Genomic DNA, 12,383 nt, shown 5'->3' with positions numbered 1-12,383 from the left:
TCGGTGACGGCCTTGATCTGGATCAGCGGCGTCGGCGCCGGTTCACACCAGCGTCCACAACAGCAGCACGATGCCCAGCAGCGACACCGCCCAGACCAGGCTGCGCACATAGGGCACGCCCGCGCCGTACAGCGGCACGTAGATCAGCCGCGCCCAGAAATACAGCTGCACCGCGAGCGCGGTCGTGTCGTTCTGGCGTTCGGTCAACACCACCGCCAGCACGGCGGCGGCGAAGAACGGGAAGGTCTCCAGGAAATTGGCCTGGGCGCGCTGCAGGCGGCTGGCCACCGGGCCCAGCGGCGATGGCGTGCCATCGCGCGCAGACACGTTCCAGCCCAGCCCGCGCTCACGGGTGACGGCCATGTCGGCCACCAGTATCTGGGCCAGGCCCAGCACGATCGACCACACCAGCATCTGGATCTCGATACTCATCGTGCATTCCTTGGTAGTGGGGGCACCGCGGTGCCCCGGGGATCAGGGCGTGGCGGCGCGCACGCTGTAGCCGGCCAGGCGCCACACCCGGTCTTCATCGAGCCGGAACGAGATCAGCTCGCGGACCGGCTGCGCGCTGTTGGCGAACCGGGTCGGGAAGCTGACATTGATGTACAGCCCTTCGGGCACCGTCGCGCCTGGCGCGTACTTGACCCGGGTCACCACCGGTTGGCCACGCGACGCCAGCGCACCCAGGCGCTTGCGGTCGCTGCTCAGCTGGTTGACGAAGGTCTGTTCGGTCACCGACTTCCTGGCCACCGCCGAGGCGCCCTTCCAGGCTTCGCCGGCGCGATTGGTGTCGACCAGTTGCGCGACCTGCAACGCCGCCGTGGTCATCTCCGCATCCTGCTTCTGCACCTGCGCCTGCTGCGCCGGGGTCAGTACCGGGCGGGCGGCGGGCGTAGCAGCCGGTGCCGGGCGCGCGGGCGCGGGCGCCGGGGTGGCCGGGGGCGGCGTCTGCGCGCTGGCAGCAAGCGGGAGCAGGAAGGACAACAGCAGCAGCGGAACACGCATCAGGACACCGTTGGCTGGAGGAAATGGCCTTCGAGTCTACGTGAACACCGTGAGCAGACCGTCAGTTGCGCTCGGCCGCTTCCACCGGCGGCTGGCCCGCCTCGCTGGCGGTGCGTTCGGTGGGCGCATCCCGCGGCGGCGACAGATTCGTCGGCAGCAAGGTGGACACATCGATTTCCGACAACGGGCTTTCGTCCGGGCAGCTCGCATCCGGGAACCCGTAGCGCTGTTTGAGCGTCTGACCGCAGCTGTTGACCGCCTCCAGTTCGCTGCCATCGCGCTTGCACTGCTGGTCGAAGGCGATCAGGAAGGCATCCTTGCGGCGCACGAAATCATCGCCGCATTTGCGCATCTGCTTGATCCGCTCCAGGTCGTCCTGCACCGCATTGGTACCATCCAGGCCGAACTGGCGCAGTTCCTCGCTGCTGAGCACGCGCAGGCTGCGGTTGGGCACGGTCATCATCAGGTCGGCCACGCCCACCGCCACGCCGTTGCGCTGCAGGTAATCCTTGACGCTGTCGTAGACCTCATGCAGTTCGCGGTTGAGTTCGGCGCGCGACGTCGCCTTGGAGCTGATCCGCATCATCCGATGGATGCCGACCTTGCCGGCCACCAGACGGTTGTCGCCGGCGGCCAGCACGAACACGCAGGCGCTGTGGCAGACCGAGCCTTCGCGCACCCAGATGGTCCAGTTGGATTCACCGATGCGGTCGCCGGCGATGATCGCCGCTTCCACCTGGCCGCCGCTGGAATCCAGGTCCAGGATGCGCTTGGAAATGTGCTGGGCCTCGGCCACCATCGCCAGCCGTGCGACCAGCTCGGCGAAGCCGGGATTGATCTTGCCCACGTAGCGCACGCGCAGCAGCCCGCGCTCGGCGCACGGCGCCAGCGCGGCATCGATGCTGCCGCGATCCAGCGCCAGCAGTTCCTGCCCATCGCCCGCGTCGCCGGCATAGTCGGTGGCACAGCTGATCCAGGCCTTGCCGTTTTCCAGCGCCACCTCGGGCCAGCCCTGGTCGCCGCGCTTGGGCGGCGGCGGCGCGGGTGCCGGCACGTCGGCCGCGTTGATCGAGACCATGTGATCGCCATCGGCGGCCTGCGCCCGCACCGCCTTGTCGGCGGCAGTCACATTGCCCGGATTCTCCAACTGGCTGCAGCCAGCCAGACCCAGGCACACCACTGGCAACCACCACGACTTGAGCAACATGGAAACCCGGTATCCGTACAGAAGGCGTGCGCGCAGCGGCACATGAATGCACAGTCTAGTGCGCGCGACGGCCCGCGCGGCAACCGCCCCTGAACCGAGCCCGGCGGCGGTTTGCATAGCTGTCCGAAAACGGCGAGCCGCCCCCGCGGGACGGGCATAGACTGGCCCCCATGGAAACCGCCCTGCCCCTGGACTACGCCGCCTGCGAAAGTGCCCGCCTGGCTCGCGATGCACGCTTTGACGGGGTGTTCTTCACCGCCGTGCGCAGCACCGGCATCTACTGCCGGCCGGTCTGCCCGGCACCGCCGCCGAAGCCGCGCAACGTGGACTACTACCCGAGCGCGGCAGCCGCCGCCGCGGCAGGCTTCCGGCCCTGCCTGCGTTGCCGCCCGGAGCTGGCGCCGGAAGCGCAGGACGCGCTTAGCAATGAAACCCTGCAGCGCGCGCTTGCGCTGATCCACGACGGCTACCTGCAGGACGCCCCGGTAGCGGACCTGGCGGCGCGGCTGGGCCTGAGCGCGCGCCAACTGCAGCGCCTGTTCGTGGCGCGGCTGGGCGCGGCGCCGGCACAGATCCACGCCACCCGCCGGCTGCTGCTGGCCAAACAGCTGCTGACCGAGACCGCATTGCCGGTCACCGACGTGGCAATGGCGGCCGGCTACAACAGCCTGCGCCGGTTCAACGCCGCGTTCCTGGAAGGCTGCGGCATGCCGCCCACCGCGATCCGCCGCCAGCGCGGCGCGCTCGCCGAGGGCGTGCTGACCCTGCGCCTGGGCTACCGGCCGCCGCTGGACTTCGCGGCCATGCTGGGCTTCCTGCGCCGCCGCTCCATCCCCGGGATCGAGCAGATCGATGCCGACAGCTACCAGCGCGTGATCGGCCCGCCCGAGCGCCCCGGGGTGATCCGGGTCAGCGCCGACCCGAAGCGGCCCGAGCTGCGCCTGCAGCTGGACCAGGTCGACCCGCGCGCGATCCCCAACATCGTGCGCCGGGTGCGCCGGATCTTCGACCTCGATGCCGACCTGCGCATCGTGCACGCCAGCCTGGCTGCGGAACCGCTGCTCGCGCGCGGTATCGCCGAACGGCCCGGGTTGCGCGTTCCCGGCGGCTGGGAGGGATTTGAAGTGGCGGTGCGCGCGGTGCTCGGCCAGCAGGTCAGCGTCGCCGCCGCGACCACCCTGGCCCGCCGCGTGGTGGACCGTTTCGGACAGGTGCTGGAGCACATGCCTGAGGGCCTGGACCGCCAGTTCCCGTCGCCGCAGGCGCTGGCGGAGGCGCCGCTGGAGAGCATCGGCCTGCCACGCACCCGCGCCGCCACCGTGCGTGCGGTAGCCACCGCCGTGGCCGATGGGCGCCTGGATTTCAGCGCCGGGCAGCGCCTGGACAGCTTCGTCGAGCGCTGCGTGGCACTGCCCGGCATTGGCCCGTGGACCGCGCATTACATGGCCCTGCGCGCACTAGGGCTGCCCGATGCCTTCCCCGCCGGCGACCTGGTCCTGCAACAGGTCCTCGGCGACGGGCAACGCCTGAGCGAGCGCACCACCCAAGCCCGCTCGCAGCCGTGGCGACCCTGGCGGGCCTACGCCGTCCTGCACCTGTGGCATCTGGCCACGCCTTCTGCTGGAGTGACCCCATGAACCTGTTCTACGACACCTTCGACAGCCCGATCGGCGCGCTGACCGTCGCCGGCGACAGCCAGGGCATCCACCACATCCTGTTCGAGAACAACCGCTACGACGCCAAGGGGCGCGAGCACTGGCAGCACGACGCGCACGCCCTGCGCGAGGTGCGCACGCAGCTGCTGCAGTACCTGCAGGGTGAGCGCATCGGCTTCGATCTGCCGCTGGCCCCGCACGGCACGCCGTTCCAGCTGCGCGTGTGGAAAGCGCTGGCCGATATTCCGTTCGGACAGACCTGGAGCTACGTCGAACTGGCCCGGCATATCGGCCATCCCACCGCCAGCCGTGCGGTGGGTGCCGCCAACGGCCGCAACCCCCTGCCGATCGTGCTGCCCTGCCATCGGGTCATCGGCAGCAGTGGTGCACTGACCGGTTTCGGCGGGGGTCTGCCGACCAAGGCGGCGTTGCTGCAGCTGGAGGCACAGCGCGATTCGCTGTTTGCCTGATGCGCGGCAGGGGTGCGCCCCTGCCATCGGTTGTCTTCGACACGTCACCGCCGGCGACTATCATGGTTGGATGATTTCCGTCCGCCTGCCGCTGGCGCTCGTCGCCACTCTCACGCTCGCCGCCTGTGCCAGCGCGCCCTCCACCCCGCCTGCCGTCAGCGCCAGCGCCAGCGCGATCACCTCGCCGTCCCGCACGGACGCGCCGAAACTGCTGCTGGTGTCCATCGACGGCCTGCGTGCGGACATGCTCGACCGCGGCATCACCCCGAACCTGTCACGGATCGTGGAGGACGGCGTGCGCGCGCGCTGGATGACCCCCTCCTATCCGGCACTGACGTTCCCCAATCACTACACCCTGGTCACCGGCCTACGCCCGGACCACCACGGCATCATCCACAACAACATGCACGAAGAGACCCTCGGCGCGTTCCGCTTGAACCTGCGCGAGGCGGTCACCGATGCGCGCTGGTGGGGCGGCGAGCCGATCTGGGTCGGTGCCGAGAAGGCCGGGGTACGTACTGCCACCTGGTCCTGGCCCGGCAGCGAAGCGGCCATCCAGGGCGTGCGGCCCAGCCAGTGGCGCGTGTTCGACAGCAGCGTGCCGCTGCCCGACCGCGTTGACACCACACTGGCCTGGCTGGGCGAAACCGGCCCCAAGGCACCGCGGCTGGTCACGCTGTACATGGAACAGGTGGACCATGCCGGGCATGACCATGGCCCGGATTCGCCCGAGTACGCTGCCGCCATTGGCGAGGTCGACACGGCCATCGGCCGCCTGCTCGACGGCCTGCAGGCGCGCGGTCTTGCGGCAGGCACCAACGTGATCGTGGTCTCCGACCATGGCATGGCCAGCGTGCCGGACGGCCAGGTGCTGGTGATCGAGGACATGATCGACCCGCGCATCGCCAAGGATGTGTCGGTAGGCCAGTCGGTCGGCTTCATGCCCCTGCCCGGCAAGCAGCAGCAGGCGGAGAAGATTCTGCTCGGCGCGCACGCGCACTACGACTGCTGGAAGCGCGAGGCGCTGCCACCGCGCTGGGAGTACGGCAGCAATCCGCGCGTGCCGCCGATCGTGTGCCAGACCCATGAAGGTTGGGATGCGCTCACCCGCGAGCGCATCGCCAAGCGCGCGCCGGGCGACCGCGGCTCGCATGGTTTCGACAACGCGTTGCCGTCGATGCGCGCGGTGTTCATCGCGCACGGTCCGTCGTTCAAACAGGGCGAAACCCTGCCTGGCTTCGACAACGTGGATGTCTATCCGTTGCTGACCCGTCTGCTGGGCGTGCCGGCGGCGCCCAACGATGGCAATCCCGACACATTGTTGCCGGCGTTGCGCTGAGCCGCCGAGCGGACACACGTCCGGTTCCAAGTAAAGGCTGTCTTCGTTCTGGGCATGAGGCGAGCGTTGGGGCCCCAGCCACCTGCACCGCGGCGCCTTACAAGGCAAGAATGCGGCGTGGACTTCGCGCGTAACCGAAAGAAAAGCAAAAAAAAACGCGGCGCAAGCGCCGCGTTTCTTCGACCCGCCAGGCGCGATCAACCGGCCTTGGCGACAGCCTTCTTGGCAACAGCCTTCTTGGCCGGTGCCTTGGCAACGGTCTTCTTGGCGACCGGCGCAGCTGCGCCCACGGCCACCTTGCTCACCACGTGCGAGCGCGAATTGCCGTAGCTGGCATTGAAGCGCTTGCCCTTGGCGGTCTTGCGGTCACCCTTACCCATGTCGTCAACTCCTTAAGTCTGAAATCTGATTAACCCCGTACTGACACGGGTTCGACGGGGCCGCCCTCTCAGGCGCCCCCGCGCACGATCGGAAAGCCTACCACAGCGCCTCAATGCGCACAGCTGGCATCATGGACGTGGCTGTGGTTCAAGCGCAGATTCACCAGGTGGGCCACGCCCACCAGCACCCCGCCCAGCGTCATCACCACCGCGTGCGGTACCGCTGAATGGTGCAGCGGTGCGTACAGCAGACCGGCCCACAGCGCGGTCAGGCCCGGCACCAGGAAACCCAACGCGCGCAGCGCGCCGTGACGGCGATAGCCCCAGACTAGGCTGAACAAGCCCAGCAGGGTCACGAAGCTGACCAGGGCCAGCTCCACACGGTCGCCCAGCCAGAACGACAGGCCCAGCGAGGGGGCGGCAGCCAGCAGGATCGGCAACACAGCGCAGTGCACCGCGCACAGCAGCGAACCGGTGGCACCGAAGCGATCCAGCAGATGGCGGACTCGAGCGAACAGGGGCATGACTTCCAGCAGGGTCGGCGAAGCGTTATGGAATAATATAACATCAATCCCGACGCGCACTCCCGTCCCCTGCTCCTCCCCCTGCAACACCCCGTTCCACATGGCCCTGCCATTGGGAGCCGCGCGCCCCACCATTGATACATTGTAACAATTGACGACGGACCTTCTGCCCATGCGCTCTTCCCGTTCCCTCAAGCCGCACACCCTGTCCCTGGCCCTTGCGGCCGCGCTGATCCCCTCGCTGGCCCTGGCTGCCGATGACGCCGGCCCGCGCGACCACCACCTCACCGAACTGTCGACGATCAAGGTCACCGCCTCGCCGCTGCAGGGCGACGCCGAATCGCTGGCGCGCCCGGTCGACGTGCTGGCCGGTGAACGCCTGGACGAGGCCAAGGCCGGCACCCTGGGTGACACCGTGGCCAAGCTGCCGGGCGTGCAGAGCACCTTCTTCGGCCCCGGCGTCGGTCGCCCGATCATCCGCGGCCAGGAAGGCCCGCGCGTGGCAGTGCTGTCCAATGGCATGGGCAACATGGATGCCTCCACGGTGAGCGCCGACCACGCCAGCAGCATCGAACCGTTCCTGGCCGACCAGATCGAAGTGCTCAAAGGCCCGGCGACCCTGCTGTTCGGCAGCGGCGCGATCGGCGGCGCGGTCAACGTGGTGGATGGCCGCATCGCGCGTGAACTGCCGGACCGCCCGCTCAGCGGACGCGCCGAACTGCGCGGCAACTCGGTCAATGACGAGCGCAGCGGCATGTTCCGCCTCGATGGCGTCAACGGCAACTGGGTACTGCATGTGGATGGCCTGGTCCGCAATGGCGATGACTACCGCATCCCGGGCTACGCGGTGATCGATGGCCTGGAAGACCACAGCGGCCACGAGCACGAGGCCGGTGACACCGATGAGCCGCGTCGCGGCCGCCTGGACAACAGCTCGATCCGCACCCGCGCCGGCGGCGTGGGCGCCACCTGGCTCGGCGAAGGCGGCTACTTCGGCGCGTCGGCCAGTACCTACCGCACCAACTACGGCATTCCCAACGGCGCGCATGTGCATGCCGACGGCGATGGCCACGACCATGATCACGACCATGGCGAGGAGGAAGAAGGCGAAGAGCACGATGTGCGCATCGACATGGTGCAGAACCGCTTTGAAGCCAAGGGCGGCATCTACAACCCGGTCGCGTTCCTGAAGAACATCAATCTGCGTACTGCCTATACCGACTACGAGCACACCGAACTGGAAGCCGGTACGCCCGCCACCCGCTTCACCAACCGCGGCATCGAAGGCCGCCTGGAAGCGGTGCAGCAGCAGATCGGCGGCTGGGATGGTGCTTTCGGCCTGCAGTTCGGCAACAGCGATTTCGGCGCCAAGGGCGAGGAAGCGTTCGTGCCCGATACCGGCACCAAAAATATCGGTCTGTTCGTGCTGCAGGAGAAGCAGTTCGGCCCGTTCAAGCTGGAACTGGGCGGCCGCCACGACCAGGTCAAACTGGACCCGACCGGCGACTACCGCGCGCGCAAGTTCGACGCCACCAACCTGTCCGCTGCCGGTATCTGGAAGCTCAATGATGCGGTCGACCTGCGTTTTGGCATCGACAGTTCCGAGCGCGCCCCGACCAATGAAGAGCTGTACGCGGCCGGCGCGCACATTGCCACGCGCTCGCTGGAAATCGGCGATGCCAACCTGAAGACCGAGCGCGGCCAGCGCATCGAGCTGGGCATCCATACCCACAGCGACCGGGTTGATTTCTCGGCCTCCATCTACCAGACCAAGTTCAAGGACTTCATCTACCTGGCCGACACCGGCGTGGTGGAAAGCCTGCCGGTACGTCTGTGGACCCAGCAGGACGCCACCTTCAAGGGCGCCGAAGCCGAAGCGCTGTTCCATCTGTTCGAAGGCAATGCCGGCGACTGGGATCTGCGCGTGTTCGGCGACTACGTGAAGGCCGAACTGGATGGCAGCGGCAGCCGCCGTGTCGATATCGCGGTGCCGCACGGCGACCACAACCACAACTACAGCGTGGACCTGGCCAACACCGGCTATCTGCCGCGGATCGCACCGGCCCGTGTCGGCGCGGACCTGCGCTGGTCCAGGGACGGCTGGCGCGCCTCGGTGGGCGCGGTACGTTACAGCCGCCAGAAGGACGTGGCCCAGAACGAAGACCCGAGCAAGGGCTACACGCTGGTCGACGCGCACCTGGCCTACCGCTGGGATCGCAACGACAGCAACAGCTATGAAGTGTTCCTGGATGGCAACAACCTGACCAACCAGGAAGTGCGCCCGCATACCTCGCTGCTGCGCGATTACTCGCCGCTGCCGGGCCGCGGCGTGGCCTTCGGTATCCGCGCGTTCTTCTGAGTTCGGAATTCTCGACTGGGGTCGTGGGTTCACCCTGAGGGGGCCGCAAGGCCCCCTTTTTTGGGTTCTTCTCCCATCTTCGGGAAATGTCCACGGCGCATTTTTTCCGTGCAAGGCCCCGCGGTGCGGGTTGTGGACAAGCCTGCATGGACGTATGCACGGCGTGTCCTGGCGATCCGCACAGGCCAGCCCAAACCAGCAAGAGCGACGCCCCGCGCTTGATCTACGCTTCTGATCCGGACGCCAACCTCAATCCGAGCACGCCACCAGCATCGAGCGCGTGGCGATCTGGGTGGAGCTGAAACCGTCCTTGTTGCCCACTGCGATCTTGTTGCCCTCATCGCCATCCTTGCTGAAAACCGCATAGCCACCGGGGCACATCTGGCCGGCCTTTTCATAACACCCGCTCCAGGAGCTGGAGCCGGAACAGTCGATGGACACCCCACGCCGGCCATCCGGGGTCACCGTCATCTTGGCGGTGGTACAGCCGGACAGCATGCAAAGGAACAACAGGGGAACAAACGCCTTCATGGTGACTCCAGAACGAGGGAAACATGGCACGCGACGCGCCGTAGTGCCGGCACCGCCGCGACAGGGAAGAATCGAATGTCATTGCCGGCAAGCGGCCCGATCCGGCGCGCATGGTCGATGGGCCGGGTTGCGCCAGGCTTGCGCCGATGCCACCGGCCTGCACGCCACGTTGACGCAATGTTGCTGTAGTACCTTGCGTGCCCGCACCGGTACAGAGCCCCTTCCGCCGGCTCCACTGCCTGCATGAGTCACCCGATGCACATCCTGCTTGTCGAAGACGAAATCGAACTCGCCGCCACGCTCAAAGGCGCCCTGGAGCGCGAACGCTTTGTGGTGGACCACGCCGACACGCTGTCGGTTGCCCGGGAAGCGGCGCTGTATGGCCTGCACGACCTGGTGCTGCTGGACCGCACCTTGCCCGATGGCGACGGGCTGTCGCTGATCCCCCTGCTGCGGGAGAAGAACCCCGGCGTGCCGGTGATCGTGCTGAGCGCGCTCGGTCAGCTGCCCGACCGCGTGACCGGCCTGGATGAGGGCGCCGACGACTATCTGGCCAAACCCTTCGCGCTGGAAGAGCTGCTCGCACGGATTCGCGCCGTGCGCCGCCGGCCCGGCGGGCTGCACATCGAAACCATCAACGTGGGCATGCTGGTGTTCGACCCCGCTTCCGGCGAAGCCACCGTGGCCGGTGCGCGGCTGGAGCTGCCGCGCCGTGAGATCCGGGTACTGGCCACGCTGGCCAAGCGGCTGGGCCGGACCGTGCTGCGTGAATCACTGGAGATGGCCGTGTACGGCTTCGACGATGGCATCCATTCCAACAGCCTGGACTCGCACGTCTCGCGCCTGCGCCGCAAGCTGAGCGATGCCGATGCCGGCGTGGAGATCCACGCCATCCGGGGTGTCGGCTACCTCATGCGGGAACGCAAATGACCCGGCGGCAACCCTCGCTGAAGTGGCCGCTGATCATCAAGCCACTGATCTTCCACCTGCTCGCACTGGTCATTGCCTTCTTCGCACTGCTGATGCTGCTGGTCCGTGCCGACAGTGGCGGCCACTACACCATCCAGACGTTCGCCACCGTGGCTGCCGAGGCCGTGCACCGCGACCGGGACGGTGCGCTGTTCGTGCAGATGACACCGGCGCTCGCCGAAATGCTGAAGGTGGCGCCCGCCGCCTGGTTCATGGCGCAGGATGATCAGGGGCGCCACGTCACCTTTGGCCGGGTTCCCCCCCAGTACGCCTCGCTGGTAGGCGCACTGAACGGCATCACCTACGGCGACCTGCGCGGGCGCGATGCAGACAATGGGCTGGCCGTGGCCGTGCGCCGCGAATCCAGCCCGGCCGGCGAGGTCACGATCATGGCGCACGGTGAGCAGAGCACGTTGACGTGGCAGATGGCCTTGGCCGCCAACGTGGTGGCATTGCCGATCTTCCTGCTGCTCGCGCTGGTGACGATCATCCTGACCCCGCTGATCGTGAAGCGCTCGCTGGCCGGTGTCGAGCGCATCGCCGCCGAGGCCGGTGGGATTTCGGCCAATCGCCGCCGCGTGCGCCTGACCGAGACGGCCGTGCCGGTGGAGATCGCCCCGCTGGTGCGTGCGGTCAACGAAGCCCTGGACCGGCTTGACGACGGGCACGACCGCCAGCGCCGCTTCATCGCCGCGGCAGCACACGAACTGCGCACGCCCATCGCGATCCTGCGCCTGAAGATCGACGCGGCCGGCGATCCCACATCGCGCGGCATCTCGGTCGAGGTCACTCGGCTGGCCACGCTGGCCGAACAGCTGCTCGACCTGCACCGGCTGGACAAGGATGGCCCGAAGCTCACCATCGACCTTGCACATCTGGTCAAGCAGGTCGTCGCCGAGCTGGCGCCGCTGCTGATCGAAGCGGACAGAGCGGTGTCGGTGGCCGTCACGGACCACCAGCCCATCCTGGGCGATGCCGATGCGATCGGCCGGGTGGTCTCCAATCTGGTCCAGAACGCCGCCGAGCACGGCCGCGGCCAGGTGATCGTGCGGGTGCACGGCACCTGCATCGATGTTGAAGACGACGGCCCTGGTATTCCCGTCGAAGATCGCGAGCGGGTGTTCGAGCCGTTCCAGCGGCTGCGGCCGCGACAGACCGGGGCCGGGTTGGGGCTCAACCTGGTCCAGCAGGTCGTGGACCGCCACGGGGGCCGGATCGACATCCTGGATGCCCCGGGCGGCGGTGCGCTGCTACGGGTCACGTTCCCGGCCATTCCGGCAGGGCCCACAGCGGTAGTGGACGTACCCGATGGCTGACGCGCAACGCGCGCGCGATCCGCGCCGGCGCGGACCCGATCTGACCGCGGCCGCCTGGAACCGGCGCCGTGCCCATCCACAACGGCCCCACCTGCGGCACTGGCTGCGCGCGATGCCCGAAGGCGAACGTACCGATGCACTGATCCACATCTTCGGCGCGCTGTTCTTCGCACTTCCCGGCAGTGCGCTGGTCATCTTCTGCAGCAGCCGCCATCCGTCCGCATTCAGTGCGACGGTGCTGGCGTTCGTCGGTCTCCTGTTCGCGGCACATGCCCTGTCGGCGCTGCATCCCCGGCACGCTGGCGCGTCGCCCCGCCGGTATCACGCGCAGGTGCGCTGCGTGCTGTTCCTGCTCGCAGGGACGGTCGCCGTGTGGCTGCATCTGCACGCCCCCGGCACTTCCGCCTGGCTGCTTGCCGGCGGGCTGACCTACGCGGCGGCGCTGATGGTCGCGCTGCTGTCGCAGCGACCGGCCATGTGCACGCTCCGGCATGGCCTGTGGGTGCTGGGCAGCGTACTGCTGTTCATTGCCGTGGCCTCGATCACCGTCGCTTCCCCCGGCTGAGGTCCGCTGCGGCGACACAAGGTTGGCGCAAGGTTGCGTGCCGACACTGCATGCCGCTCCGCC

Annotated in this window: 13 protein-coding genes; 7 read left to right on the top strand and 6 right to left on the bottom strand. The window is 68.0% G+C overall.

The window, feature by feature from the left end; genetic code table 11:
- Positions 1-42 precede the first annotated feature (42 nt).
- From AC3IPM_RS06440 to AC3IPM_RS06430, 3 genes are all read right to left on the bottom strand, one after another.
- Complete coding sequence (locus AC3IPM_RS06440) at positions 43-432, bottom strand: MAPEG family protein (RefSeq protein WP_489303135.1); 390 nt, start codon at positions 430-432, stop codon at positions 43-45.
- A gap of 42 nt (positions 433-474) precedes the next feature.
- The gene (locus AC3IPM_RS06435) at positions 475-1,005 is read right to left on the bottom strand and encodes a DUF4019 domain-containing protein (protein WP_489303134.1); all 531 of its coding nucleotides are present in this window, start codon (positions 1,003-1,005) and stop codon (positions 475-477) included.
- A 61-nt stretch (positions 1,006-1,066) separates the two neighbouring features.
- Positions 1,067-2,209 carry a COG3904 family protein gene (locus AC3IPM_RS06430; protein ID WP_489304023.1) on the bottom strand — a complete coding sequence of 381 codons (1,143 nt, stop codon included), beginning with the start codon at positions 2,207-2,209 and terminating at the stop codon, positions 1,067-1,069.
- A gap of 173 nt (positions 2,210-2,382) precedes the next feature.
- Between AC3IPM_RS06430 and AC3IPM_RS06425 the strand changes: the two genes are divergently transcribed.
- The 3 genes from AC3IPM_RS06425 to AC3IPM_RS06415 all read left to right on the top strand — a co-directional run bounded on the left by AC3IPM_RS06425 (position 2,383) and on the right by AC3IPM_RS06415 (position 5,676).
- Positions 2,383-3,849: an AlkA N-terminal domain-containing protein gene (locus AC3IPM_RS06425; RefSeq protein ID WP_489303133.1), complete on the top strand. Its 1,467-nt coding sequence runs from the start codon at positions 2,383-2,385 to the stop codon at positions 3,847-3,849.
- Complete coding sequence (locus AC3IPM_RS06420; protein WP_489303132.1) at positions 3,846-4,337, top strand: methylated-DNA--[protein]-cysteine S-methyltransferase; 492 nt, start codon at positions 3,846-3,848, stop codon at positions 4,335-4,337. The genes AC3IPM_RS06425 and AC3IPM_RS06420 overlap by 4 nt, the downstream gene beginning before the upstream one ends.
- 70 nt (positions 4,338-4,407) lie before the next feature.
- Complete coding sequence (locus AC3IPM_RS06415; RefSeq protein WP_489303131.1) at positions 4,408-5,676, top strand: alkaline phosphatase family protein; 1,269 nt, start codon at positions 4,408-4,410, stop codon at positions 5,674-5,676.
- Between the two features lie 197 nt (positions 5,677-5,873).
- Here the strand turns inward: AC3IPM_RS06415 and AC3IPM_RS06410 are convergent, their stop codons facing one another.
- Together AC3IPM_RS06410 and AC3IPM_RS06405 are read right to left on the bottom strand one after the other, a co-directional pair.
- The gene (locus AC3IPM_RS06410; protein ID WP_038689543.1) at positions 5,874-6,056 is read right to left on the bottom strand and encodes a 30S ribosomal protein THX; all 183 of its coding nucleotides are present in this window, start codon (positions 6,054-6,056) and stop codon (positions 5,874-5,876) included.
- Between the two features lie 110 nt (positions 6,057-6,166).
- Positions 6,167-6,580 carry a MerC domain-containing protein gene (locus AC3IPM_RS06405; RefSeq protein ID WP_489303130.1) on the bottom strand — a complete coding sequence of 138 codons (414 nt, stop codon included), beginning with the start codon at positions 6,578-6,580 and terminating at the stop codon, positions 6,167-6,169.
- 172 nt (positions 6,581-6,752) lie between these two features.
- Here AC3IPM_RS06405 and AC3IPM_RS06400 point away from each other — a divergent pair, with 172 nt between their 5' ends.
- Positions 6,753-8,939, top strand: a complete 2,187-nt coding sequence (locus AC3IPM_RS06400) for a TonB-dependent receptor (protein ID WP_489303129.1) — start codon at positions 6,753-6,755, stop codon at positions 8,937-8,939.
- 249 nt (positions 8,940-9,188) lie between these two features.
- On the opposite strand, the gene AC3IPM_RS06395 is transcribed toward AC3IPM_RS06400, so the two are convergent.
- Positions 9,189-9,470: a hypothetical protein gene (locus tag AC3IPM_RS06395; protein WP_489303128.1), complete on the bottom strand. Its 282-nt coding sequence runs from the start codon at positions 9,468-9,470 to the stop codon at positions 9,189-9,191.
- A 255-nt stretch (positions 9,471-9,725) separates the two neighbouring features.
- Between AC3IPM_RS06395 and AC3IPM_RS06390 the strand changes: the two genes are divergently transcribed.
- From AC3IPM_RS06390 to AC3IPM_RS06380, 3 genes are read left to right on the top strand one after another with little or no spacing between them, the layout of a single operon-like run.
- The gene (locus tag AC3IPM_RS06390; protein ID WP_489303127.1) at positions 9,726-10,400 is read left to right on the top strand and encodes a response regulator transcription factor; all 675 of its coding nucleotides are present in this window, start codon (positions 9,726-9,728) and stop codon (positions 10,398-10,400) included.
- Positions 10,397-11,755 carry a sensor histidine kinase gene (locus tag AC3IPM_RS06385; protein WP_489303126.1) on the top strand — a complete coding sequence of 453 codons (1,359 nt, stop codon included), beginning with the start codon at positions 10,397-10,399 and terminating at the stop codon, positions 11,753-11,755. Before AC3IPM_RS06390 ends, AC3IPM_RS06385 begins: the two co-directional genes overlap by 4 nt.
- Positions 11,748-12,320: a hypothetical protein gene (locus AC3IPM_RS06380; protein ID WP_489303125.1), complete on the top strand. Its 573-nt coding sequence runs from the start codon at positions 11,748-11,750 to the stop codon at positions 12,318-12,320. The genes AC3IPM_RS06385 and AC3IPM_RS06380 overlap by 8 nt, the downstream gene beginning before the upstream one ends.
- Positions 12,321-12,383 lie beyond the last annotated feature (63 nt).

Source organism: Stenotrophomonas sp. GL_111 (assembly GCF_057835245.1).
The sequence above is the reverse complement of the archived record's forward strand: the minus strand, read 5'-3'. Positions and strand labels throughout refer to the sequence as shown.

Coding starts and splice junctions, on each gene's coding strand:
- AC3IPM_RS06395 (WP_489303128.1), bottom strand. CDS start 9,470: ATGAAGGCGTTTGTTCCCCTGTTGTTCCTTTGCATGCTGTCCGGCTGT.
- AC3IPM_RS06410 (WP_038689543.1), bottom strand. CDS start 6,056: ATGGGTAAGGGTGACCGCAAGACCGCCAAGGGCAAGCGCTTCAATGCC.
- AC3IPM_RS06400 (WP_489303129.1), top strand. CDS start 6,753: ATGCGCTCTTCCCGTTCCCTCAAGCCGCACACCCTGTCCCTGGCCCTT.
- AC3IPM_RS06435 (WP_489303134.1), bottom strand. CDS start 1,005: ATGCGTGTTCCGCTGCTGCTGTTGTCCTTCCTGCTCCCGCTTGCTGCC.
- AC3IPM_RS06425 (WP_489303133.1), top strand. CDS start 2,383: ATGGAAACCGCCCTGCCCCTGGACTACGCCGCCTGCGAAAGTGCCCGC.
- AC3IPM_RS06380 (WP_489303125.1), top strand. CDS start 11,748: ATGGCTGACGCGCAACGCGCGCGCGATCCGCGCCGGCGCGGACCCGAT.
- AC3IPM_RS06415 (WP_489303131.1), top strand. CDS start 4,408: ATGATTTCCGTCCGCCTGCCGCTGGCGCTCGTCGCCACTCTCACGCTC.
- AC3IPM_RS06390 (WP_489303127.1), top strand. CDS start 9,726: ATGCACATCCTGCTTGTCGAAGACGAAATCGAACTCGCCGCCACGCTC.
- AC3IPM_RS06440 (WP_489303135.1), bottom strand. CDS start 432: ATGAGTATCGAGATCCAGATGCTGGTGTGGTCGATCGTGCTGGGCCTG.
- AC3IPM_RS06405 (WP_489303130.1), bottom strand. CDS start 6,580: ATGCCCCTGTTCGCTCGAGTCCGCCATCTGCTGGATCGCTTCGGTGCC.
- AC3IPM_RS06420 (WP_489303132.1), top strand. CDS start 3,846: ATGAACCTGTTCTACGACACCTTCGACAGCCCGATCGGCGCGCTGACC.
- AC3IPM_RS06385 (WP_489303126.1), top strand. CDS start 10,397: ATGACCCGGCGGCAACCCTCGCTGAAGTGGCCGCTGATCATCAAGCCA.